The sequence below is a fragment of the Thermophagus sp. OGC60D27 genome, assembly GCF_052400625.1.
In the GTDB taxonomy this organism is placed as follows: Bacteria; Bacteroidota; Bacteroidia; order Bacteroidales; family Marinilabiliaceae; genus Thermophagus.
Genome location: NZ_JBQTGH010000010.1, coordinates 157,105 through 180,641 on the forward strand (window position 1 = coordinate 157,105; position 23,537 = coordinate 180,641).

The 23,537-nt window shown below is 45.2% G+C and carries 21 protein-coding genes; 5 read left to right on the forward strand and 16 right to left on the reverse strand.

The genetic code is table 11. From position 1 onward, the window contains the following. Window positions 1–162: 162 nt before the first annotated feature. On the forward strand, window positions 163–1,536 hold the full coding sequence (locus tag ACT29H_RS13235) for a pectate lyase family protein (RefSeq protein WP_444822116.1): 1,374 nt from the start codon (window positions 163–165) through the stop codon (window positions 1,534–1,536). A gap of 114 nt (window positions 1,537–1,650) precedes the next feature. Here ACT29H_RS13235 and ACT29H_RS13240 read toward each other — a convergent pair whose 3' ends face one another. The 9 genes from ACT29H_RS13240 to ACT29H_RS13280 all read right to left on the reverse strand — a co-directional run bounded on the left by ACT29H_RS13240 (window position 1,651) and on the right by ACT29H_RS13280 (window position 12,416). Continuing rightward, window positions 1,651–1,998 carry a heavy-metal-associated domain-containing protein gene (locus tag ACT29H_RS13240; protein ID WP_444822117.1) on the reverse strand — a complete coding sequence of 116 codons (348 nt, stop codon included), beginning with the start codon at window positions 1,996–1,998 and terminating at the stop codon, window positions 1,651–1,653. Between the two features lie 151 nt (window positions 1,999–2,149). Further along, the gene (locus ACT29H_RS13245) at window positions 2,150–3,967 is read right to left on the reverse strand and encodes an efflux RND transporter periplasmic adaptor subunit (protein ID WP_444822118.1); all 1,818 of its coding nucleotides are present in this window, start codon (window positions 3,965–3,967) and stop codon (window positions 2,150–2,152) included. Between the two features lie 77 nt (window positions 3,968–4,044). Next, on the reverse strand, window positions 4,045–5,403 hold the full coding sequence (locus tag ACT29H_RS13250; RefSeq protein WP_444822119.1) for a TolC family protein: 1,359 nt from the start codon (window positions 5,401–5,403) through the stop codon (window positions 4,045–4,047). Next, window positions 5,393–5,761 (reverse strand): four helix bundle protein, encoded by a 369-nt coding sequence (locus ACT29H_RS13255; protein ID WP_444822120.1) that lies wholly within the window; start codon window positions 5,759–5,761, stop codon window positions 5,393–5,395. Before ACT29H_RS13255 ends, ACT29H_RS13250 begins: the two co-directional genes overlap by 11 nt. Window positions 5,762–5,862: 101 nt before the next feature. Further along, on the reverse strand, window positions 5,863–9,723 hold the full coding sequence (locus ACT29H_RS13260; RefSeq protein WP_444822121.1) for an efflux RND transporter permease subunit: 3,861 nt from the start codon (window positions 9,721–9,723) through the stop codon (window positions 5,863–5,865). 363 nt (window positions 9,724–10,086) lie between these two features. Then, complete coding sequence (locus ACT29H_RS13265) at window positions 10,087–10,464, reverse strand: HYC_CC_PP family protein (RefSeq protein WP_444822122.1); 378 nt, start codon at window positions 10,462–10,464, stop codon at window positions 10,087–10,089. Window positions 10,465–10,781: 317 nt separating this feature from the next. Then, window positions 10,782–11,234, reverse strand: coding sequence for a hypothetical protein (locus ACT29H_RS13270; RefSeq protein WP_444822123.1), 453 nt, complete (start codon window positions 11,232–11,234; stop codon window positions 10,782–10,784). Between the two features lie 157 nt (window positions 11,235–11,391). Continuing rightward, a complete protein-coding gene (locus ACT29H_RS13275) occupies window positions 11,392–11,967 on the reverse strand; it encodes a transposase (RefSeq protein ID WP_444822124.1) in 576 nt (191 codons plus the stop codon). Between the two features lie 206 nt (window positions 11,968–12,173). Continuing rightward, window positions 12,174–12,416: a transposase gene (locus ACT29H_RS13280; protein WP_444822125.1), complete on the reverse strand. Its 243-nt coding sequence runs from the start codon at window positions 12,414–12,416 to the stop codon at window positions 12,174–12,176. A gap of 738 nt (window positions 12,417–13,154) precedes the next feature. Between ACT29H_RS13280 and ACT29H_RS13285 the strand changes: the two genes are divergently transcribed. Both ACT29H_RS13285 and ACT29H_RS13290 read left to right on the forward strand, forming a co-directional pair. Beyond that, window positions 13,155–13,892: a DUF6261 family protein gene (locus tag ACT29H_RS13285; RefSeq protein ID WP_444822126.1), complete on the forward strand. Its 738-nt coding sequence runs from the start codon at window positions 13,155–13,157 to the stop codon at window positions 13,890–13,892. 286 nt (window positions 13,893–14,178) lie between these two features. Beyond that, window positions 14,179–15,393, forward strand: coding sequence for a cation:proton antiporter (locus ACT29H_RS13290; RefSeq protein ID WP_444822127.1), 1,215 nt, complete (start codon window positions 14,179–14,181; stop codon window positions 15,391–15,393). Between the two features lie 381 nt (window positions 15,394–15,774). Here the strand turns inward: ACT29H_RS13290 and ACT29H_RS13295 are convergent, their stop codons facing one another. The 7 genes from ACT29H_RS13295 to ACT29H_RS13325 form a co-directional block, all read right to left on the reverse strand. After that, entirely contained in the window at window positions 15,775–16,824 is a 1,050-nt protein-coding gene (locus ACT29H_RS13295; RefSeq protein ID WP_444822128.1) for an outer membrane beta-barrel protein, read from the reverse strand. Window positions 16,825–17,053: 229 nt separating this feature from the next. Beyond that, a complete protein-coding gene (locus ACT29H_RS13300; RefSeq protein WP_444822129.1) occupies window positions 17,054–18,370 on the reverse strand; it encodes a permease in 1,317 nt (438 codons plus the stop codon). Window positions 18,371–18,476: 106 nt separating this feature from the next. Beyond that, a complete protein-coding gene (locus tag ACT29H_RS13305; RefSeq protein ID WP_444822130.1) occupies window positions 18,477–19,175 on the reverse strand; it encodes an aromatic aminobenezylarsenical efflux permease ArsG family transporter in 699 nt (232 codons plus the stop codon). An 11-nt stretch (window positions 19,176–19,186) separates the two neighbouring features. After that, complete coding sequence (locus tag ACT29H_RS13310) at window positions 19,187–19,621, reverse strand: nitrophenyl compound nitroreductase subunit ArsF family protein (protein ID WP_444822131.1); 435 nt, start codon at window positions 19,619–19,621, stop codon at window positions 19,187–19,189. An 86-nt stretch (window positions 19,622–19,707) separates the two neighbouring features. Beyond that, window positions 19,708–19,938 carry a thioredoxin family protein gene (locus tag ACT29H_RS13315; RefSeq protein WP_444822132.1) on the reverse strand — a complete coding sequence of 77 codons (231 nt, stop codon included), beginning with the start codon at window positions 19,936–19,938 and terminating at the stop codon, window positions 19,708–19,710. Window positions 19,939–20,002: 64 nt separating this feature from the next. Continuing rightward, complete coding sequence (locus ACT29H_RS13320; protein ID WP_444822133.1) at window positions 20,003–20,299, reverse strand: ArsR/SmtB family transcription factor; 297 nt, start codon at window positions 20,297–20,299, stop codon at window positions 20,003–20,005. A gap of 351 nt (window positions 20,300–20,650) precedes the next feature. After that, a complete protein-coding gene (locus ACT29H_RS13325) occupies window positions 20,651–21,085 on the reverse strand; it encodes an SRPBCC family protein (RefSeq protein WP_444822134.1) in 435 nt (144 codons plus the stop codon). A gap of 1,114 nt (window positions 21,086–22,199) precedes the next feature. Between ACT29H_RS13325 and ACT29H_RS13330 the strand changes: the two genes are divergently transcribed. Both ACT29H_RS13330 and ACT29H_RS13335 read left to right on the forward strand, forming a co-directional pair. After that, on the forward strand, window positions 22,200–22,946 hold the full coding sequence (locus tag ACT29H_RS13330) for a superoxide dismutase (protein WP_444822135.1): 747 nt from the start codon (window positions 22,200–22,202) through the stop codon (window positions 22,944–22,946). A gap of 97 nt (window positions 22,947–23,043) precedes the next feature. After that, entirely contained in the window at window positions 23,044–23,433 is a 390-nt protein-coding gene (locus ACT29H_RS13335; protein ID WP_444822136.1) for a hypothetical protein, read from the forward strand. The last annotated feature ends 104 nt before the right edge of the window (window positions 23,434–23,537 follow it).

Genomic DNA, 23,537 nt, shown 5'->3' on the forward strand with positions numbered 1-23,537 from the left:
TTTAATGCTTGTGGTGGTAAATGGCTCCTTTTATCATTGCAACGGTTGGTTTCTAAACTTACTTTTTGAAACGAGCATGACAACCATTGTATTAAAAAGAACCTGAAAAAAATGTTCCAGCATGCGAGTTCTATGAGATCAATAACAAAACTAGTTTTTAGGATGAAAAGTATATTATGTTTTCTCTCAATTATTCTAGTAATAAATTGTGAAGCACAACAATTGGCCTTTCCTACAGCCGAAGGATATGGGAAATACGCAAAAGGCGGACGGGGAGGCGTTGTTTACGAAGTGACGAATTTAAATGACAGGGGAGAAGGTAGTTTAAGGGCTGCCGTTGAAGCGAAAGAACCGAGAACGGTTGTATTTAGGGTTTCGGGAACTATTGTGTTGGAAAGTCCTCTTCGAATTAAACACCCTTATATTACCATTGCAGGGCAGACGGCCCCGGGAGATGGTATATGTATCCGAAGGTATCCCATAATCATTGAGGCAGATCATGTAGTTATTCGCTATATGCGGGTGCGCTTGGGTGATGAATCGGGAGAGGATTATGATGCTGTATCAAGCAGGTACACCAAACATGTCATATTAGATCATATCTCAACCAGTTGGAGCGTGGATGAATGCCTGTCGGTATATCATTGCGATAGTATTACCGTTCAGTGGTGTCTGATTGCTGAAAGCCTGAGTGGTTCCAATCATAAAAAAGGATCACATGGATTTGGTGGTATCTGGGGAAGTAACTACGGCAGCTATCACCATAACCTGTTGGCGCACCATTCAAGCCGTAATCCCAGGATGGCTTCGGGCTCCGGTTATACCGACTTTCGAAACAATGTAATATATAATTGGGGGTATAACAGTTGTTATGGCGGAGAAAAACAACAATTTGGAAAAGAAAAATTCAATTTTTCAGTTTTCAATATAGTGGCTAATTACTTCAAACCTGGTCCGGCAACTCAACCGGGAAAAGTAATGTATAGAATAGCCAGTCCTTCTGCCAGAAGTGATACCGATTTTGGAAAATGGTATATTGCCGAAAATGTAGTTGTGGGCAATGAACAGGTGACTATTGATAACTGGAACGGTGGCGTGCAAACTTCTATTGCATTGGATAAGATAAGACTTCAAGAACCATGGCCTTCTATGCCCATAAGTCAACAAACGGCGGAGGAAGCATATGAATTAGTACTTGAGTATGTGGGGGCCGTCTTACCTAAACGAGACGTGGTAGACTGTCGTATTATTGATGAGGTTAGAAATGGCTATGCCACATTTGAAGGTACTTCTTATAAAAAGAGACATAAAGTTTTGGATTTGGAAAAGAAATGTGGGATTATCGATTCTCAAAGGGATGTTGGAGGATGGCCTGTCCTTAACAGCCTTACACCACCTAAAGATTCAGATCATGATGGGATGCCCGATGATTGGGAAGTGGAAAATGGGCTTGACCCCTTTAATGACGCGGATAGGAACAAAATATCGGATGATGGATATACAATGTTGGAAGTTTATTTGAATAGTATCAGATAAGCTCAGATTCTTAGATAACCGAAGGCCATTAAACGTTTGAGAAGGTGCCCAAAAAAAGCCGCCCAATTAATGTGGACGGCTATTCGCTGAATCTTAATGTTTTTTCGGACTAACTTATTCCTTCTTTACATCCGAACGGTCATATTTGCAACATCCCGGAAGTTTGTCATAAACTTCATCCGGTGCTTTATGTTTTCCGTTGTCATGACCTGCTTTGGCGATGGCCTTTTGAATATTGTCCAATTGAGTTTTGGTGTCATCAAAGGTCACAACCAGCATCTTGGTCTCTAAATTCCAGTCGGCCGAAGTGACACCTTCTACCGATTTGGCAGCTTTTTCGATTCTTTTTTCGCACATGCCACACTGGCCTTTGACTTCAAACTTTTCTGTTTTGCTTTGTGCAAACATAGCCATCGGCGCTATCAGCAACAGAGTTAACAAACTTAACATTATTCGTTTCATGGTATTTTGTTTTTAATGATTAATAATTGATTGACTTATCGTGTATATTGGGTGGGTCTGACCACCATCTTCGGATTTTGCAATGAATCTGCCTGCTAAGTGTAACGTTTTGTGATATAGATTGTTTTGATGCAATGTAATACCTTCCGTTTTAAAAGTCCAATTTGTCTTTCACCTCGCCACACTCCAGCATCATATCGCCAAAATAGGGATTGCGAATATTTTCCTCATTGCTCAGCCAGAATGCGCCCTGATCGTCATTGGCCATGGGGCAAAACTGGTAGTAAACGGTTTCTCCGTCCAGACCCAATGCTTTGATTTTCCGGTATAGTATTGGATTAAAATCCACAAAAGCCTCTCGCTGGATATCTATCTCTTTTGATTGACTGATAACTTGCAGTGCCTTTTTCATGGTGTCAAGGTTCTGTATCCAGAAAATATGAGCTTCCCCCTCCAGTAACGACATGTCGGTTTTTTCGAGAGCCTTTAGTGTTTCCCGGGCTTCGGAAGCTGTTTTTGAGGCATCCGATGCAACCATGGCATCCTTCATTTTTATGTATTGATTAAAAAAATCGGTAAGCTGCTTTTTAAATTGTTGGGGTGTCTTATAGTTGTCGTCTAAATTAATGTCTTCCTTCTGATGGTTACGGTTCCTGTTTGCCATCTGGTCGGAAGCCATGTTTCCATGGTCAGGTCCGGAGTCAGCTTTTCCTCCCCGGGGATTCATCATGCTGTGTTTACCCGCCAATTGTGCTGCCGCATCGATGCTGAATGTTCCGTTGACCGCAATCTCTTCGCCCGGCATCAGTCCCTCCTCTACGATGTAGCTGCTGCCCAGGTCGGGACCCAACACTACCTCCCGCATAGCAAAGCGAACAAAGTCATCATCCGTCTTTTTCACATATACCACCGACCGCTTGCCGGTCCACATCACTGCAGATTTTGGCACCACAATACGTTCTTCCCTGTCGGGGAGTAAGGCTTCTGCAACACCCGTAACAAACATTCCGGGTTTGAGTGCCAGTTCCGGGTTGGGGAGTTCCACACGAGCCCTGGTAACCCGCGTTTGGGCATCAATGAGGGGATCGATGTAAGAAATGGTGCCATGAAAGGTTTTTCCGGGATGGGAGGCAGTCGTAAAAACAACCTTATCTCCCGGCTTTAACCAGGTTATATCTTTCTCGTAAACCTCAAACATTACCCATAGTGTAGACAGGTTGGCAATGGTGTAGATGGGTTGGCCTGCTTTGACATAATCACCCTGATTCACCAGCTTTTGGGTTACATATCCCGAAGCATCGGCCAGGATGGGAAATTGCTGCTGCGGCGTTCCGGCAGCAATGATATCGTTGATCTGCTCATCGGTGAGTTTCCGGTTTTTTAGCTTTTCGCGTGCTGCCCTGTAAAGGCCGGGCTGTTCCTCTTTCCGGCGTTCTGCCTCCAGCAACTCTTCCTGTGCCGACACCAGTTCGGGCGAATAGAGATAGGCCAGCGTGGTTCCTTTGGTTACGTATTGACCGGTAAAGCTTACCTTCAATGCTTCGATGCGTCCCCCAAGGTGCGACACTTGTGAAAAGACCTGGCGTTCATCCAACGCCACTTTACCGTTAAGACGAATCTCTTTTACCGGCTTCATTTTTTTTGCTGTTTGGGTCCGGACCTCTGCCAGTTTCATGGCGGCGGGTGACATTCGTATCTCCCGCGGGTCATCGCTGCTTTCCTCTTTTTCCAGGGGGATGAGGTCCATGCCGCAGATGGGGCAGTCGCCCGGCTCGGATTGCCGGATCTGGGGGTGCATGGAGCAGGTCCAGATGGTTTCTTCACCTTCGTGATGATGTTCGGCGGCTATGGTTGACGATGGTTCTGTTTCTTCCTTTTTGGTGGAAGTACCAAAGCGTATCCAACCGATGAAAAGGCCGACGGTTACGGCGATTGCTATGGTGATGAGGTTTTTCTTATCTGTTTTCATGGTGTTTGGTGTTTGTATTGTGATTCTGTTGAGATGCATTTTAGAGCCCCATAAATTGTGCAGCTTTACAGGGGGGGCTACCTTCCTGTGACATATCTTAATCGGGCCAGTGCGGTGTTGTACCGGCTTATGGCTTCTGCTCTGTTTTTTTCATATTTCAGGAGGTTTTGTTGCATACTCAATACTTCATCGAAGTCTTTACCCGCGTTGGCATAGGCGGTGGTTAAAAGTTTGAGTGCCTGACGGGATTCTCTTATCTGTTCGTCATACAATTGGATGAGCTGTTCCTGTTTTTGAATGGTGAACCATACCTCTTCGTAGAGGGATAGCAGATTATTGGTTGCTGCCTCTTTTTGCAGGGCGAGGCTTTCCCGGTTTAATTGTGCCTCACGGACAGCAGCTTTGTACTTTTTTCGGTATATGGGCAGTGAGATTGATACCATGGGCATGATAATATCCTTGCCTCCGTTATCTACCTGGAGGCCGGAGGGGTTACCCACCACCACATAGTCGATGCCGATGCCTGGCCTGGGCAATCCGTTTTTGCGGGCTACCGCTTCCTCTGCTTTGGACGATTGTTCCATCAGCTCGAGTTTTTGAAGCGCCGGATGGAGCAGGAGAAGCGAATCTCTGCTGAGTGGCGTCAAAGCATCGTCAAACATTTTCAGGGTATCGGTCACCACCGGTTCCTGCAAAGGTCTGTTGAGTAATTGATTGAGACGGGCCAGGAGGGGGCGCTCTTCCCGACTGAGAATTTCCAGATTGGTGGCCGACTCTTTTAGGTGAAGGTCTGCTCTCAGGACATCCACCATGTCGCCGTCACCATTCTCATAGTTCCGGGTGGCGAGCTCTTTCCACGATTTCAACAGGTTGACGTTCTCTCTTTCGATGCGTGTCCACTCTTTTATTTTGGCAATGGCGTAATAGGCGTCTGCAACGTGGTAATAGAGCCGGTTGCGGGCATCCATAAAATCCTGAAAGCGCGCTTCGGCCGCCAGTGAAGCTACCTTTTCCTTTGCTTTAAGCGTGCCAAACCAGGGCAGCATCTGCGAAAGCGAAATCTTGACCTCCTGCGGCCCCAGACGAGTCTCCACAGGCGACAAAAAATATCCCAACGACAAGGTAGGGTCGGGAAATCCCTTCACCTGAGGGATCCTCTGCATCGCTGCTTCAAATGCTTTGTATTTGGACTGAACGTCAGGATTGCTTTGGGCAGCAAGGACGAAAAGGGAGTCGAGGGGTTGGCTCTGGACATCAAAGGCTGCCATGACCATAATGAAGCCATATATCATCGTGATGCGGTGTTTGGAAGCCAGAGGCCAGAAGCCAGAAGTCAGAAAACGGATAGCAGATTCAAATCCTATACGAGTTGAAGTATAATAAAAACTTTTTGTAATTAAGGATCTTATTGTTATGCTGTTGATTCTATTTTTCATGGGTTATCCAGTTTTTGTGTAACTTGATGAGCATCTTCCCAATTTCTTTTAACTCACAGATAAAATGATTATAAGTGTCATTATCAATGTAATGGCATTCCTTTGCGAAGGCAATCCATGTTTCGGTTTCGGAACAAGATCCTAATGCATTGATTAGATGTTGCTTGAAAACCAATTCATAGGCACGTTTGGACCATCCTTCCGAAATATTTGCGCTTATTGACCTGGAAGATCTTATAATCTGAGAAGTCAGAGAATATTGCTCTTCCTTTGGAAATTCCCTGGTCATATGAAAAATATCCATAGCTAATTTGAATGACCTTTTATATACCTTCAAATCGTTGTATGATTTTATCATTTAACAAGGTTTTAAGGGTGTATTTGCTTTTAATGTGTTGATAATAAATATATGACAAATTAAAATTTTGCGACATTTTTGATGCAGGAAGTCTGAAGAATTTAAGTTATCTGGCCTCTAGCTTCTGACCTCTGACTTCTGGCCTCTGCTTTCTGTCTTCTGCTTTCTTCCCTCCAACAGTAAAGTACCGGTACCACAAAGCAGGTGATGGTAGCGGCCAGCATGCCGCCAAATGAAGGGATGGCCATGGGGACCATGATGTCAGAACCTTTACCGGTGGAAGTGAGCACAGGCAACAGCGCTATGATGGTGGTAGCCGATGTCATCACGGCCGGGCGGATACGGCGGGAGGCACCATCCAGCACCGCCTGGCGGATCTCCCCGATGGTGGAAGGACGCTGTTTCCGGAAGCTCTGATCCAGATAGGTACCCATCAGCACGCCGTCGTCGGTGGCCAGTCCGAACAAGGCAATGAAGCCTACCCATACCGCCACGCTCAGGTTAACTGTATCTACCTGAAACAAATCGCGCATGGAGGTTCCGAAGAGGGAAAAGTCGGCAAACCAGCCCTGGCCGTAAAGCCATAACAGAATGAATCCTCCGCTGAAAGCCATGGCAATGCCGCTGAAGATCATCAGAGAGGTGGATATCGATTTAAACTGAAAATAAAGAATCAGAAAAACTATAACCAGCACCAGAGGGACAATGACCGACAGTCGCTTTTCGGCTCTCACCTGATTTTCGTAATTGCCCGAAAACCTATAGCTGACGCCCGCCGGGACGGTGAGACTTCCATCCTCAATTCTCGCCTGAATGGCTTTTTGTGCATCGCTCACCACATTTACCTCGGCATATCCATCGCGCTTATCGAAGAGTACATAGCCGGTCAGAAATGTGTCTTCGCTTTTAATTACCTGGGGTCCACGTACATATTCGATGGATACCAATTGTGTTAGAGGAATCTGTTCCCCGGATGGGGTGGCAAACAGTATGTTTTCCATTGCCTGAGGGTCTCCTCTGAGTTCACGCGGATATCTTACCCTCACCGGGTAGCGTTCACGCCCTTCGATGGTATAGGTGAGGGGCATGCCTCCTATGGCCGTTTCGATGGTTTGCAGCACATCCTCCACGCTCAGACCGTAACGCCCGATTTCCGTCCTGTTGATGTTTAGGTGAAGGTAGGGTTTCCCGATTACGCGGTCGGCAAATACCGATTCGGCTTTGACCGACGGCACCTCTTTCAGTATTTTTTCCAGTTCCATACCAAAGGCTTCGATGGTTTTAAGGTCGGGACCATAAACCTTGATGCCCATGGGTGCCCGCATGCCGGTTTGCAGCATCACCAGACGCGTTTCGATGGGCTGCAGCTTTGGTGCCGAGGTAACCCCCGGTATTTGTGTGGCTTTCACAATCTCGTTCCAGATGTCGTCAGGACTTTGAATCTGTTTTCTCCAGTTGCGGAAATAGAGGCCGTCGTCATCGGGTATCAGGTCATCTTTTCCAATCCCTTGTTCCAGTGCTTCATCATTGGTCAGGGTATCCCCCTTTTGGGTGATGAAGCGACCTCGGTTGTCGGTCCGGAACCGCATGCGCCGGCCACGCTCATCCAGCGCATATTCGGATTTATACTGGATGATGTTTTCGAACATGGATACGGGTGCCGGGTCAAGGGCCGATTCAACCCTTCCCAGTTTTCCGACGGCCAGCTCCACCTCCGGGATAGCGCTTACCAGCATGTCGAGCTGTGCCAGTACTTTCAGGTTATAGGCCATGCCCGAGTGGGGCATCGATGTAGGCATCAGCAGGAAGCTGCCTTCGTCGAGGGACGGCATAAACTCTTTCCCTATGCCGGGGAAGGTATGTGTTAGCGTCGACCATACTTTGGTGGGACGTATATTCCAACCAATGGTGTCGAAGCCTTTGGCCACAAAGCCAAAAACGGTGCTGAAGCCAAGCCAGATGACCACCCCGGCCACCACCAGCGTGGCGGGAATTGTCAGAAACCCCGCTTTGTGTTCCAGGGCCCATTGCAATACAGGCTTGTAAAACCGTTCCAACAAGATAAAGAAACCCAGAACCAGCCCAACGATTAATACCACAAACAATGTGTTGAGAAGCGTGCTTTTCCCCGGTCCCAGCGGCAGCCAGTAGCCGGCCAGCAGCCAAAGCACCGCAATGACAGATATGATTAGGGCGGAATGATGAATAACCCAATGGTACCATCTTTTTGTCCCGGCATCGGGTAATTTGAAAAATAGTTTTCCTAACCCCGTGAGACCAAAGAGCAGCAGTATGGTTCCGCCCCAGGTGTAACCTGTGATCAGAGCGGTAAGACCTGTTACTGTCAATAGTCCGTTTCCCCATACCGCCACTTTGCGACTGCCCGAACGAATCCCGAAAAACCAGTGGGCCAGCGTGGGAAGAATCATCAGTGATACCAGCAATGCGGCTACCAAAGCAAACGTCTTGGTGAAGGCCAATGGTCCAAACAGCTTTCCTTCGGCACCCTGCATGGTAAAAACGGGTATGAAGCTGACGATGGTGGTCGATACGGCCGTCAGAATGGCGGAGGAGACTTCCGAGGCACCCTTATATATGGTGTTGATGAGTTTTTCATCGGGCGATGCTTCTTCCATGCGCTTGACGATGTTTTCGGAAAGGATGATCCCCAGATCGACCATGGTGCCGATGGCGATGGCAATGCCCGACAGCGCCACTATGTTGGCTGTAACACCAAAATAACGCATGGCAATGAAGACCATCAGCACGGCTATGGGCAGCAGGGCCGAGATCATCACCGACGCTCTGAGGTTGTATATCATTACAACGATTACCAGTATGGTGATGAGTATCTGAAGGGAAAGGGCCGATTCCAGCGTTCCCAGCGTTTCGTAGATGAGTTCCGATCGGTCGTAGAAGGGCACTATGGTCAGCTGACTTTCGGTTCCGTCGGCCAGCACCTTACGGGGTAGGCCGGGATTGATCTCTTTTATTTTCTCCTTGATGTTTTCAATAACCTCCAGCGGGTTTGCACCATAGCGGGCCACCACTACACCCCCAACCACTTCGGCGCCGTCTTTGTCGAGAGCCCCTCGCCGCGTGGCCGGACCTACAGTGACGGTGGCCACATCTTTCAGGCGTATGGGCACATGGTTGTGAACCTCTACTACCGTCTCTTCTATATCTTTAAGGCTTTTGATGGTTCCGAGCCCGCGCACCAGATATTCGGCCTGGTTGATTTCCATGGTTTGTGCGCCGGCGTCGCGGTTCGAGTTTTTTACCGCAGCAACAATCTTTTTCAGCGGTATGTTGTAAGCTTTCAGTGCCGAAGGATCCACATCGATCTGGTACTCTTTGACGAATCCTCCTGCCGAGGCCACTTCGGCCACGCCTTCGGCGGCGTTAAGACCATATTTGACGTAGAAATCCTGTACCGTCCGAATCTCCTGAAGGTCCCACCCCCCGGTGGGATTACCCTCGTTGTCACGTCCTTCGATGGTGTACCAGAACACCTGGCCCAAAGCGGTGGCGTCGGGTCCCAGGGTGGGTTGCACCCCCCGGGGCAACAATCCCGCAGGTATAGAGCTGAGACGCTCCAGTATGCGTGAGCGCGACCAGTAAAACTCTATATCCTCCTTAAAGATGATGTAGATGCTCGAAAAGCCAAACATCGATGAGCTGCGGATGCTCTTAACGCCGGGGATACCCAACAGATAGGTGGTGAGTGGGTAGGTGATTTGGTCCTCAATGTCCTGAGGCGAGCGACCTTTCCACTCGGTGAATACAATTTGCTGGTTCTCCCCAATATCGGGAATGGCATCCACCGGAACCGGATCGGAGGGCAGCGGGCCAAGGTCCCACCCAAACGGTGAGGTGGAGATACCCCAAACAACCAGGCCTATAAGCACCAGGGTGGTGACCAGCTTATTCTCCAGAAAGTATTTTATTATTCTGTTAAGCATGTTGTAGTTTTTGAAACGAAACCAATTTAACCAGGAAAGTTTATCACATTAAGAATTTTATACCTAAAAGGCACGGGCAGAGGCCGGAAGCCAGAAGCCGGAAACCAGAAAATTGATTTTTTGATATACAATGGAAATAGATAGAAATAAATTGATATAGGTAGTTTATTTATCCGGGTATCTGATTTCTATTTTCTTACCTCCGGGTTTTTATCTACAGTGACCGGACTAATCTATTAACCGGAAAGCTGAAATAAACTAAACTCTTTTTACTTCGCACTGTCCACTAATGACTAATCACTAATTAACTAATCGCTAATTGACTATTGACTAAATCCCCTTCCTGCCTATGCATATGAGGCATCACAACAGATAGGTTTGTACCAATGCCAATCGGCGGAGGGTGGTGACTAATGGCGGCGGATCGGAATAGTTTATTGAAGTATCCGTGCTTAAGGTAGCAAAAGGTTTTACCACATCGATCGGAGACGGTAAAACAATGTCGGTGAAATGAAAATTTTCTGGTTCCCCGGTTGTGTGGCCCATCAAAAAATCATCGTCTACACGGAAAAACTGCGTCTCGGTGTGGCAGCACGAGCCTTCGTCGCAGCAGGCCGCAACCACCGGTTTCAGCTCAACCGACTTCAGTTGTTGACCACAATAATGCTTAGAAACAGCCAGGCCCGTTGTCGAGATGAGCAACAGGAAGGTTATAACCATATTTGTAACCGCTCTAAGCATTTCGTTTCTTGTAATAATTTGTATTTGAGGGAAGCGTTAAAGACTATTCCCCCCGACGGGCCAAAGAACTGAATTTCAATTCGGCCGTTATACCAAACACAAAAATAACCCCTGAAACCCGGTTTTGTTTTACACAATTTTCGGAAAAACTTACAAAGGCAGATAGGCTGTTTGGCGTTTGAGGAATGCCGGAAGCCGGAGGCCAGAGGCCAGAAGCCAGATATAACAGGATATAAATAGATATAAAATAGAAATAGATAGAAATGAACCAGGAATTGAAGGCGAAATTATTGATGTGGTATATGAGGTAATTCGGGTCAAGGATGAAATTTATTTCCTGACCATTTTAATGGGTTGTTTATGATGTATTTCGAAATGTTATAAAACGATTTTTCGTTTCTGATAATGTAGTCGTGATAGCGAGGTTGCCATGCAAAATGGGGGTTGATTTGTCGGGCATTTTTTGTGACGCCAATTTTAAAACCCCGAATGATGGATGCCAGATTTTGTGATTGTGGCCCAAATTGATTTTTAGGGGCGTTTTGGGGGTACATGTCAGGTTCGCAAAATTTTGCGACCCTGACCGCGTCCCCTACATGCGCCCCGACCATCTGTCCATGATTACGCCCATCATCGGGTTTGTTGATGATAATAATTCCATGCACATGGTCGGGAATGATGACATGCGCCCCCAATACCACAAACGGAAAATGTTTGGGTATTTCGTGCCAACACGAATTGGCAATATGCCCGATGGGGGATAATTCCATCCGACCGTCTAACACATCCCCGAAAAAACATTCCCGGTTCCTGGTGCAAATGGTCACAAAATAGGCCGCATTCCATCCATAATCCCAAAACCGGGCGCGGGTAGTGGTGCCGCGGTATTTGTTGAGAAAAAACGTAGGGTATATGGTGACATAAAAATTATCGGGATTTATCCCGAGCCCATTTCCCCGGATTGTTAATGATGTATCTTGAAATGTTATAAAACGATTTTTCGTTTCTGATAATGTGGTCGTGATAACGGGGTTGCCATGCAAAATGGGGGTTGATTTGTCGGGCATTTTTGGTGACGCCAATTTTAAACCCGCGAATGATGGATGCCAGATTTTGTGATTGTGGCCCAAATTGATTTTTGGGGTACCTGTCAGGGGCGCAAAATTTTGCGCCCCTGACAGGGTTCCCTACATGCGCCCCGACCATCTGTCCATGATTGCGTCCATCATCGGGTTTGTTGATGATAATAATGCCATGCACATGGTCGGGCATGATGACATGCGCCCCCAATACCACAAACGGAAAATGTTTGGGTATTTCGTGCCAACACGAATTGGCTATATGCCCGATGGGGGATAATTCCATGCGACCATCCACCACATCCCCGAAAAAACATTCCCGGTCCCTGGTGCATATGGTTACAAAATAGGCCGCATTCCATCCGTAATCCCAAAACCGGGCGCGGGTAGTGGTGCCGCGGTATTTGTTGAGAAATTTTTTCATCTGTACTATCTGACGGAACGTGCTTTCGGTTTACATACCCAATTGGGGGATTGATACAAATTTAAAATTTTTCTCGTCAGATTGCTGTTCGGTTTTAGTATTGGGAATGTTGAGAAGCCAGAAGTCAGAAGTCAGATTTAACAGGATATAGGTAGAAACGCACCAGGAATTGAAAGCGAAATTATCGATGTGGTAATTGAGGTAATTCAGGTCATTTGGTAAAATTTTTCACCAGTCCATTTCCCCGGATTGTTAATGATGTATTTCGAAATGTTATAAAACGATTTTTCATTTCTGATAATGTGGTCGTGATAGCGAGGTTGCCATGCAAAATGGGGGTTGATTTGTCGGGCATTTTTGGTGACGCCAATTTTAAACCCGCGAATGATGGATGCCAGGTTTTGTGATTGTGGCCCAAATTGATTTTTGGGTGCGTTTTTGGGGTACATGTCAGGGTCGCAAAATTTTGCGACCCTGACAGGGTTCCCGACATGCGTCCCGACCATTTTTCTCTAATGTCTATTTGTGTCGAATAAATTATTAAAAAATATTGACAATCGTGTTGGCATTTATTAATTTTATGTCTGTTAATTTATTACTGTTGGTGTGTGGTAAAGTCTAATGATAAGTTGATTGATGCTTTTGATTAATATAATACTTCACAAAGCTCTTTGGTTTTTGAGGATTGTTTTTGAATTAGGTATGTAGCCTGTAATTAAACAGTTTTTTATGAGTAATCCATCCAATTAAGGGCTGAGAATAGTTCAAAAATCGAATCTGTAAAATTATAGGTCGAAAATTGACGGCCGAAATCGAATCTGTAAAATTATAGGTCGAAAATCGGCGTCCGAAATTGAATCTGTAAAATTATAGGTCGAAAATTGACGGCCGAAATCGAATCTGTAAAATTATAGGTCGAAAATCAGCGTCCGAAATTGAATCTGTAAAATTACAGGTCGAAAATCAGCGGCTGAAATCGGATCTGTAAAATTATAGGTCGAAAATTAACGGCCGAAATTGAATCTGTAAAATTACAGGTCGAAAATCAGCGTCCGAAATTGAATCTGTAAAAATATAGGTCGAAAATCGACGTCCGAAATTGAACCTAAAAATTTTTAGATAGATAAAAGATAGGTTGTAATCAGCATCGAAAGTTTTTTGCCTTAATAATAAAAAACACAAGGTGTATGAAAATTAAAACAATCAATTATTCATTGTTAACACCCGGCCAGTTATTTAACTTGTCGGATGGTACTTTGTCGTTGGCTAATTCGGCACAGTTGCCGGAGGGCCCGTTGACTACGTTCTTGTCGCATGTGGACCAATGTCACAAGGATTTCTCGCGTGGCTTTCAGCGGGATGACAAAAACCCGTACACCGAAGAAAAGGCACTGAGAGACAGTGAGCGCGATGAAGCCTTCCTAGGGTTCAGAGGATATGTGGAAGCCTGCACTCATCGTCGTGATGTGTCGGTATCGGAACCAGCTGAGGATATTTTGGAAGTCATCCGTAAGTATGGGTGGAGCAGTTGGAATTTAGGTTACCAAAAACAAACGGCACTGCATGCCAATATGATAGAGGAACTAAAGCAAGAGCATGCAGACCAGATGGATGCCATAGGGGCCACATCCCCGTGGTTTGAGGAGTTGGAACAGGCTCAGGACGCATTCACTGCAGTTAAAATAAGCAGTGTTAGCAACATTCCTGACCGTGTTACGCTCACCGAAACGCGCAAACCTCTGGAGCAGGCGTTGCGTAACTTCTATGCCATGGTCGACCTGCTGGCCCAAAGCGAAGAAAATGAAACCCTTAATCAGCTTATCCGGGATATCAACCATCTCATTACCGAGACCATGGCCATTGCCCGTGCCGCTCAAACACGGCGCGGCAAAGAAGAGGAGGAAGTTGAACCCGAACAAAATTAATGCTTGCTTTCATCACTTTTATTTTTATGTTTAACCCATTAAGGCAAAAAACTTTAGGGGCAGTCCCGGGTTTGTGGGATTGCCCCTTTTTTCTGGCGCTTTAGGCGGTTAAAGAGTGTGGTTTTGGTGGCCTGGTCATTGGAAGCCAGAGGTCAGAGGCTAGATGTTAGGTGTTAAGCCTTAATTTCTTAATTTTGTGATTAAACAATTTCTTTCTTCTTTCATGGCAATCTACGATACCTAAGGTTTTGTATATTTTTTAAGTAACCTAAAATCACTTTTCCTGATGGATGTACTTCTAATCACCGGCATAATCATTTTTTCCGGCTTTTTGCTGGGCGAACTGGTAACCAAACTATCTCTTCCCAGAATATCGGGATATATCATTGCAGGAATATTGTTGAATCCCAAAGTGCTGGGGATCGTTCCCGGCACATTTATCGAGGCGGGCGCACCATTGATCAACATATCGTTGGCGGTGATAACGTTTCATATCGGTGGTTCGTTGTCGTTTGGGAAGATCAGGAAGGAAGGACGAAATTATTTTATCATGACGCTGGGGGAATCGATCATGGCTTATGTGCTGGTCTTTTTGTTCAGCTTTTTGGCGGTTGAATATGTGTTTCACCTGTTCGATTCCATCTATTTTTCATTGGCTTTCAGTTTGATATTGGCTTCTCTGGCGGCGCCTACCGATCCGTCGGCCACTCTGGCGGTGATCGACGAATACAAGGCGCGCGGGCCGGTGAGTTCCACGGTGCTTGGTATCGCTGCCTTCGACGATATTGCGGGCATTGTACTGTTCACCTTGTCGGTGGCATTTGCCGGGGCCCTCATGGGAAATGCCGGGGTGTCGCTGGGGGCCACCCTGGTGCAGATGGTGATAAACATAGGTCTGGCCCTATTGCTGGGGGTTGTTTTCGGCTTTTTGCTGAACCTGTTGACACGAATCTTTAAGCGTGAGACGGATGGCGGTTTAATTGTCATGATTCTGGGTGTCCTGATGCTGTGTTACGGTACTTCGTCGTATTTAAAGGTGGATGAACTGCTCTCTACCTTGGCCATGGGCGTGACGGTGGTCAACTACAACCGTCAGCACGACAAGGTTTTTTGCGTGGTGGAGCGATATACCGAGGAGCTGATTTTTGTGATATTTTTCACCTTGTCGGGATTGCATCTGGATATATCGTTGATTTCGGGCAATATCCCTTTAATGATTCTGTTTATCGTGGCCCGCGCCCTGGGTAAATATTTGGGCATTCTAAGTACCTCACCAATGTTGAATATCTCCAGGCCGGTGAAGCGATATACGGCGGGGGGTCTGCTGCCGCAAGGTGGTATCGTGATCGGTCTGGCCTTGCTGGTATCGGACGAAACGGCATTTCAGTCGTTCTCGACCCTTATCATGACGGTGGTCATCGGCACGGCCATTGTCCACGAATTGCTGGGACCCATCGCATCCAAATATTCGCTGAAGAAGGCGGGGGAAATAGAGGGGTAGGCGGTTTGGCTGGTAGAGGGCAGAGGGCAGATGTTAGATATTTAGATATAAGATTCTAAGATGTAAGATTTTTTTTGATTTAAGATGTAAGAATTCCAGGGATATATATGGAAATAAGGTGATATAAAAAGAAATAACTAGCCTTAATTTCTTATAATCTAACATCTAATCTCTGGCTGGCTTCAAATGCTCCTCATTGCTCACCCCCTAACCCTCTAAAGGGGGAATGCCATCGCACGCAACAACTTTTCTACTTAACAACTTATTTCAATTTATATTCTTTTATTTCTATTTATTTCCGGCCTCTGACTTCTGGCTTCTGGCTTCTGACTTCTGGCCTCTGTTCTCTGACTTCTGTCTTCCGGCTTCTGACCATCCATCTCAAAACTTGTATTCCATGCTGAGATTAATGTTGTTGCTGTTCGCGATATTATCGTCATAAAAAAAGCCTTGATAGTTGAGCGATAGGCGGACCTTTTTGACGGGCGAGTGCGAGATGCCGGCTATCAACGCATTGCCGTCGGGACGATAGTTATTTTCAGTATTTTCCTGAACGTCGAAGTTGAAGTTGTCGAATCGTCCGAAAATATCGGTAGAAGGGTTTAGGCTGTAAATAGCGAAAAGAGAAAAGCCGTAACTGTCGAAATTCTTCACCTGAGAGAGGTTGCTCATATAATCGTATTCGGCACCAATTCTGAATTTAGGACTGCTTTTAAATCCTGCAAATGCCGAGACCATCTGCTCATTTTCATTGTCCGACTTTTCAGCCTGGTAATGATGATAATAGAGTCTGGTATGTAATTTTCCGGAAGGAATTAAATCCAAACCAACTGCCGTTTTGATGGTCCCTTCACTGTCTTGCTTCTTTCGGGAGCCTTCCCCATTGGTCACCGCAACATCCAACCCCCAGGTTTCATTGATTTTATAGCGAGCCATGAAACCTAAATCGGTGCTGGGAATATGCCAATACAGGTCCTGAAAGGTTTGGGCCACATAGCGCATACCCCAGAATCGTTCCTGGGTGATGTAATGATTTTGTAGTAGGGCACCCCCTTCCAGTGAGAGGTGGTCGTTGACTTGCCAGGTAAGACTGGCAAATTTAAGCCACATGGTGTAAGCACTTCCTTCGGATGAGGTGTTGGAAACCATCAGATTATTGCCATCGGTATCGGTAACCGTGATATCGCCTACGGTTGTCGGCTGGCCCCGGTCGATGACAATTTTACCAAACCATTTCTCGTTAAACCGATATTGAAAGCCCAGGTGGGCGCGGCCAAAGCTATAGCCGGCAACACCATCGTCCACATTGTAATTGGCGGTTCCAAAAACCTGCACGATAGGTGTTAACCCGGGTAACAGTTCATTTTCTTTTTGTGCGCTAACTATTTGGGTGAGTAAAAAAAGAATGGGTAATATGGGTAAACGTTTCATTTTTAACTTGGTTTATCATTAAAGGTTAGTGGTTAGTGATTTGTCATTAGTCATGAGGCTGTTTAGCATATCAATCCCCTCAATCCCCTCAATCCCCTCAATCCCTTCAATCTCACCAATCTCATCAATCCTCTCAATCCCCTCAATCTATTAGCTACTGACAAAGCACTAACCACTAAAAAAATTTTTGGCAAAGAGTGCCAGGCTCGTTATGCGAAAGTTTCGCTTATTAGAACAGAGCCCCGAAGATAAGGCCCGAAATGGTGGCCATCACGACAACGAGGGCCACATAGGTTATGGTTTTACGAGTTCCCATCACACCTCTGATAACCAGCATGTTGGGTAATGAGAGTGAAGGTCCTGCCAGCAAGAGGGCCAAAGCCGGACCTTTGCCCATTCCGGCAGCCATTAATCCCTGAAGGATGGGCACTTCTGTAAGCGTTGCGAAATACATGAAGGCACCTACGATGGATGCAAAGAAGTTGGAAAAAAGCGAGTTGCCACCTACTAGGCTGGAAATCCATTGGTTGGGAATAATGCCGGCGATGGCGGTATCATCGTGGGTCGAGCCCAGCAGGAAGCCGGCCACCACTACGCCCAGAGCGAGTAACGGCATGATTTGTTTGGCAAAATCCCATGTGGATAAGGTCCATTCCCGGTTCACATCTTGTTTGTCGGTTAAGGTTATGAGGCTTAAAGCAGCGATACCGACCACCATTGGTACCAATGGCGACGTGGTGGTAAATGCCGCGGCAGCGGTTATGACGGCGCCGACCAATACCTTTTTCCAGGGTAGCTTAAGGATGAAAATGAGTGAAAAGAGCAATAAAATAGAAAAGAATGAGGTGATATACCATTTATTGGCCCACAGCCAGTACCAGCCGCCGCTGGTCACATCATCACCCGGTTTTCCCCAGTTGGCAAATACCAGAATTAATACTAAAGTAAAAAAGTGAAACGCCGTTTGCCACATGGGCCGCTCTTCCGGCATATCCGGAAAATTCATTTGTTCTTCTTTCTTGGCTTTCTCTTCTTTCCGATAGATGAAAGACATGATAGAACCAATGATCACCGCAAAAGTCACCGCGCCAATAATTCGGGCAATACCCATTTCAATGCCCAGAATGCGGGCGGTTAGTATTATGGCCAGAATGTTGATGGCCGGCCCGCTGTAGAGAAAGGCTATGGCCGGCCCCAGGCCTGCCCCGCGTTTGTGTATACTGGAAAATAGTGGCAATATGGTACAACTACAAACCGCCAGGATAGTCCCCGACACAGAGGCTACCGTATAGGCCACCCACTTTTTGGCTTTGGCACCAAAATATTTCATGACGGCACCCTGACTGATGAAAACGGCTATGACCCCGGCAATGAAGAAGGCCGGCAATAAACAAAGCACTACATGCTCTCGGGCATACCATTTGGTCAGGTCTAACGTTGCCATTATGGCTTCCTGAAAGCGGGAACTGTCCAATGGCAGAAAAAAGGCAACCAAAAAAATGGCTATTATCCAACCCAAAATTTTCAATTCTTTTTTTAGTTCCATGGTTTTATTTTCTAATATTTATTTGATTTTCAAATAATCATTCAGATTTTTTATTGTTCGTGTTTTGACGAACAGTGTCGGTAAAAAAAACGTTAAAAACGTTTTTTTACATGAATAACAACGCGGAATAATAGATTCCCACGCCAATGAACAAGAGTGCCACAATCCTGCGGAACCATATCTCAAAGGTCTTTAATTTATTGTATGTGTTTCCGATGGAGTTGATGGAAAAAGCAATAATCCAGGCAAAAATAATGACGGGAATACCTGTTCCCAAAGCAAAAATAATGGGCAAATAGAGTCCGCTGACGCTGGTGATGGTCATGGGTATAAGCATGCCAAAGTAGAGCACACCGCTGTAGGGACAAAAGGCTAAGGCGAAGACGATTCCGAGCAAGAGAACGCCCAGGAAGCTTTTCCCCGATTGTTGTTCCATGCGGTCGGTGAGGGTACTAAGCCCCGGCAGCTTTATTTTGATAATATCCAGCATCAGCAGGCCTATGATAATCAGTAACGGGCCAATGAACTTTTCGCCCCACGACTGGAAGAAGCCGGCTATTTTAAACTGACTGGCACCGAAAAAGAATATTAAACCGATAAGGGTATAGGTAATACTCCGCCCAATGGTGTAAATCAATCCATTAATAAAGACGCGTCGACGATTTTGCATGTCTTTACTGATAAATCCGATGGCCGTAATGTTGGTGGCCAAAGGACAAGGGCTGATAGCTGTCATCAGCCCCAGAATAAATGCAGTAAAGAACGGAATCTCTGTATTTTCCAGGATGCTCTGTAAAAATTCCATATAGGTGGCTTTTAAAGAGATTTAACCGTTTCCGCTATTTTATTTTTCAGTTTGTCAGGGTTGGTCCTGGCATTCATGAAAGCAAAATTGGTGAGGTTTTCCACTTTGTCACCTTTAACCACGAGCAATGCCTGACCACTTACTTTGAATTTTTCAAGCAATGTCTTTGCTTCTTCCTTTTCAACATTAACCGATTGAAAGGGAACGGCATCGCCAAAGGTTTCGGTAAGGGCTTCCTGAGCCACCTTTTCAACCGACTGGCAGGTAACACAGCGACGGGTAAAATGAAAATAGTAAACTTTTACGTCGGAAATGTTGGCCGCTGCTTCCGATGCCGTATCGTTGCTCTTGTTTTTATTGGCACCGGCACTGCTGCAACATTGGGCCGTCAACGACACCGCCGTCAGCATCATTAAAAAGGTGAGAGTGCTTAATACTCGTTTCATACGTCTAAGTTTTTAGGTTATTGGATGAATTGATTTTACATGACTTTAGTAATTGCCTGAAATGGTCAATGGATAATTGAAATACCTTAACTCAATAATTTTTTCAGTGCATCATACGAAGGAATGCTTCCTTTAACCACCACTTTGCCATCAACCACCAGGGCCGGTGTCTTCATTACATTGTACTTCATTATTTCCATGATGTCTTCAACTTTTGTGATTTGGGCGTTGATACCCAGTTCTTCCACGGCATCGCGAGTGAGTTTTTCCAGTGTTTTACACTTGGGACAACCTGTTCCTAATACTTTGATATCCATAGTTTTTAATTTATATGGTTGATAATTCGTTGTTCGTAAAAACACGAACAAAAGTAATAAAAAATTATAATGACCAAAATTCTTTGAACATACTTTTTGCTTCTTCCCACCCTTTTTTATTGATGCAGTATTTAATTTTTGGTGCTTCAATTTCGCCCTGAATCAATCCGGCGTTCTTTAATTCCTTAAGGTGCGCCGAAAGGGTTGATTTGGCGATGGGTAGGTCGTCGGTCAGGTCACCGCTGTAGCAGCAACTTTGCTTCGAAAGTAATTCCATCACATATAAGCGTACGGGATGTGCCAATGCTTTGGCGTACCGGGCCATCTTTTTTTGTTTGTCGGTTAATACTTGCTCACTCATACTGTAATGTATTTGCAATGAATTGATAATGCTTTTGGCAACAAATGATTTTTCCCGTTTTCAGCAGCTGCGGCCTCGAATGGTTCAATGGGTCCTGCCATTCCCTGGCGACCCCCGCGCATGGGAGCCTTGTTGTTCGTTATTTAGCGAACAAAGATATAGGAAATTTTTTATTTGAAAAAATGATTTTACAGAAGCCAGAGGCCAGAAGCCAGAAGCCAGAAGCCAGAAGCCAGAAGCCAGAAGCCAGTACACAAACTACCTATATCTATTTATATCTATCCTATTTCTATTTGTATCTACTTATATCTAATATCTAATTATCTAACATCTAACCTCCGGCCTCTGTCCTCAATTTTTTTCAGCAAAGTTCTTAAAGTCATTCAGATATTTTAACGACTGTTTTTTAAATGACGAAGGCATCAGGAAACCTATTATCTTCATAAAGCCTTTGAATTGAAACTCATTTTCAACAATATATTTTGTTTTGTTGTCGGAAAGTTTGACAAATCTGTTTTTAACGATGTTGTGAACCCCTTTGGCTTCATAGCTGAGGGTATACTCATCGGGTAAGTTATGTACCAGGATGGTTTCGGTCATATTCATTTCCCGTTTTCCCATCTTAAACTTCAGCAAAGATTTTGCACCTTCTTGTTTTGGTTCACCGCTGACGGGTTCAATGCTTATCAGGCCTTTCATCCATTTTTTCAGGTTTTCGGGATTGTCAAAATAGGCAATAACCTTCTCTCTGGGTTTGTTAATCTCTATTTCTTGCTTGAATTTCATACGTATAAAATTTTTCTAAGTTAATGGCTGGATGGAACTCGCATGGCTTTACCAATTTTATACATGCTCTTTTGTGGCAGAAAGTCGCCATGCTCGTTTCATCGGAATAAATTTTAGTTAAGTTGTTTTTTCAGAGTTTCTGGTTTTAGTGGATTGAATTTATATCTGCTTATTTCTATAAATATTCTTCCGTATAAAAATTATCTAAGTTATTGGCTGGATGGAACTCGCATGGCTTAGTCAAATTTATACATGTACTTTTGTGGCAAAAAGTCGCCATGTTCGTTTCATTTATATATAACATCTGCCCACTGCCATTTGTCCGGTCTCTGGCCTCTGACCACACGGTCTTACTTATTATAGGTCGATGCCAATAGAGTAAAGGTAAAGAAATAGATTGTAAATGTCAGTAGTCTTGGAAAGAAGATGGAATGCATTAGTCCGAGGCAAGCCCCGTACTTCACCCCCCGGCCCACTGAAGGGGGTATGCCGGCGCGCAGAGGCCGGAAGAAAGACTACATAGATATATATAGAAATAAATGGAAATATATTGATATAAGTAGCTTGATGACTTTAGTCTGGAGGTCAGAGGCCGGAAGCCAGAGGTCAGAAATCATTAAAGGATATAAATGGATATAAAGTAGATAAATATTTAACAGAAACATTCTGTTAAAATTAGCACATTAGCACCTCAATCACCTCATTCACTTCAATCTCTTCAATCCTAACTGTCTAATGACCTGTTTCAGCCCCGGAGGGGCAACAGAGCGGTAAGCCGGAGGGCAGCTCCCTCCCTCACCCCCCGGCCCCCTGAAGGGGGTGTGCCGGCGCACAAAAGCCGGAAGCTAAAAGCAAGCTCATAGACTCATACTAGTTATTTCTACCTATTTCTATGTATATCTATTTATTTCTAATTATATCAATTTATTTCTAAATATATCGACCAGAATCAACTATCTATATCCACATATTTCCATTTATTTCTACTTATATCTAACATCTTATATCTATCATCTACCATCTACCATCTTTGAATTATTATGATTTTCGAACAATTTTGTATAATAGCCTGTTTTTATTATTGTATAAAAAATTACCAGGAAAAATAATAGTTATGGAACGACGTCATTTTTTATCGCTTTTGGGAATGGCAGCCCTGGGCTCTTGTATCCCGAAGAGTCAAAAAGGCAATAGCAGTGTTTCATCATTGGCCGCAGGGGCAGGAAGCGCTTCGTTTAGCGGACATCAATTCCCGGAATTGGGATATGCCTTCGATGCCCTGGAACCTTATATTGATGCTCAGACCATGGAGTTGCATTACGACAAGCATCACCGGGGGTATTACAACAAATTCATGAAGGCCATAGAGGGAGGCGACCTGGTTAATATGCCTATGCCTCAAGTTTTTGCAAAAGTATCTCAATATGGCGATTCGGTTCGGAACAATGGGGGCGGTTATTACAACCACCGTCTGTTTTGGGAGAATATGTCGCCTGATGGAGGTGAGCCCTCGGCACGATTGCTGAATGCATTGGTGAAGAGTTTCGGGTCGTTCGACAACTTCAAGACCGAATTTGGCAATGCGGCCAAATCACATTTCGGCAGCGGTTGGGCTTGGCTCTATATGGATGACGATAAGAATCTGAAAATCACCTCAACACCCAATCAGGACAATCCGTTGATGGATATTTCCCCCGAGCGTGGTATTCCGTTGCTGGCCCTGGACGTCTGGGAACACGCCTATTATCTCAAATACCAAAACAAACGAGGGGAATATGTCGATAATTTCTGGAAGGTGGTTAACTGGAAAACCGTCAGCACCCGTTGGGAACTCGCCAATAAAGGGGAGTGGAATGGTTGAAAGGGCGACGCTTATGAATTAGATTGATTTTGCGGTAATATTCACTTTATTTTTATCTTTGTGCTTCATAATATTAGAAAAGAACAGATTTGTTTGGGTGAAGGCAAAAGGTAAATATATCGGTTGGTTGTTATTTATGTCGGCAGGGCTGATCATATTGGCGCATGCTGTCATACCGCATGATCATCATTTCGACTGTTTTGATTCGTCACCCACCTGCTGCTGCGAGAATTTGCCGCAAGATCAGCGACCCGAAAATCCTTTGCATCATTGCCATGCCTTTAATACATTGGTTGGGCAGGATAGAGCGCCACGGCAGGATATTCAGTCGTTGCCTTTGATTTCTATTATCTACTATTACCTCGATCAGGAAATCAATCTAGCTCCATTAGTCGGATATCCTCTCTCTTATTCCTTTGAAATTCTTTTTTCTCCGGGACCCATTTATATATCCGGCTGTAGCCTTCGTGCCCCACCTCGGGCTTAACCGGTCGCATGTCCGGGTCATCTATCGTATTTTCGGCCGGTGATTATCACCCTACTACTTAATTTATCTTGACAAAGAAGCGCTGCCGGATAGGGCGCCAAGCT

Bases quoted from the DNA above. Each gene is read 5' to 3' on its own strand.
- ACT29H_RS13320 (WP_444822133.1), bottom strand. From the start codon at position 20,299: ATGAGTGAGCAAGTATTAACCGACAAACAAAAAAAGATGGCCCGGTAC.
- ACT29H_RS13245 (WP_444822118.1), bottom strand. From the start codon at position 3,967: ATGAAAACAGATAAGAAAAACCTCATCACCATAGCAATCGCCGTAACC.
- ACT29H_RS13295 (WP_444822128.1), bottom strand. From the start codon at position 16,824: ATGAAACGTTTACCCATATTACCCATTCTTTTTTTACTCACCCAAATA.
- ACT29H_RS13270 (WP_444822123.1), bottom strand. From the start codon at position 11,234: ATGGAATTATCCCCCATCGGGCATATTGCCAATTCGTGTTGGCACGAA.
- ACT29H_RS13260 (WP_444822121.1), bottom strand. From the start codon at position 9,723: ATGCTTAACAGAATAATAAAATACTTTCTGGAGAATAAGCTGGTCACC.
- ACT29H_RS13315 (WP_444822132.1), bottom strand. From the start codon at position 19,938: ATGGATATCAAAGTATTAGGAACAGGTTGTCCCAAGTGTAAAACACTG.
- ACT29H_RS13325 (WP_444822134.1), bottom strand. From the start codon at position 21,085: ATGAAATTCAAGCAAGAAATAGAGATTAACAAACCCAGAGAGAAGGTT.
- ACT29H_RS13285 (WP_444822126.1), top strand. From the start codon at position 13,155: ATGAAAATTAAAACAATCAATTATTCATTGTTAACACCCGGCCAGTTA.
- ACT29H_RS13330 (WP_444822135.1), top strand. From the start codon at position 22,200: ATGGAACGACGTCATTTTTTATCGCTTTTGGGAATGGCAGCCCTGGGC.
- ACT29H_RS13235 (WP_444822116.1), top strand. From the start codon at position 163: ATGAAAAGTATATTATGTTTTCTCTCAATTATTCTAGTAATAAATTGT.
- ACT29H_RS13305 (WP_444822130.1), bottom strand. From the start codon at position 19,175: ATGGAATTTTTACAGAGCATCCTGGAAAATACAGAGATTCCGTTCTTT.
- ACT29H_RS13255 (WP_444822120.1), bottom strand. From the start codon at position 5,761: ATGATAAAATCATACAACGATTTGAAGGTATATAAAAGGTCATTCAAA.
- ACT29H_RS13280 (WP_444822125.1), bottom strand. From the start codon at position 12,416: ATGTACCCCAAAAACGCACCCAAAAATCAATTTGGGCCACAATCACAA.
- ACT29H_RS13310 (WP_444822131.1), bottom strand. From the start codon at position 19,621: ATGAAACGAGTATTAAGCACTCTCACCTTTTTAATGATGCTGACGGCG.
- ACT29H_RS13290 (WP_444822127.1), top strand. From the start codon at position 14,179: ATGGATGTACTTCTAATCACCGGCATAATCATTTTTTCCGGCTTTTTG.
- ACT29H_RS13265 (WP_444822122.1), bottom strand. From the start codon at position 10,464: ATGCTTAGAGCGGTTACAAATATGGTTATAACCTTCCTGTTGCTCATC.
- ACT29H_RS13240 (WP_444822117.1), bottom strand. From the start codon at position 1,998: ATGAAACGAATAATGTTAAGTTTGTTAACTCTGTTGCTGATAGCGCCG.
- ACT29H_RS13300 (WP_444822129.1), bottom strand. From the start codon at position 18,370: ATGGAACTAAAAAAAGAATTGAAAATTTTGGGTTGGATAATAGCCATT.
- ACT29H_RS13275 (WP_444822124.1), bottom strand. From the start codon at position 11,967: ATGAAAAAATTTCTCAACAAATACCGCGGCACCACTACCCGCGCCCGG.
- ACT29H_RS13250 (WP_444822119.1), bottom strand. From the start codon at position 5,403: ATGAAAAATAGAATCAACAGCATAACAATAAGATCCTTAATTACAAAA.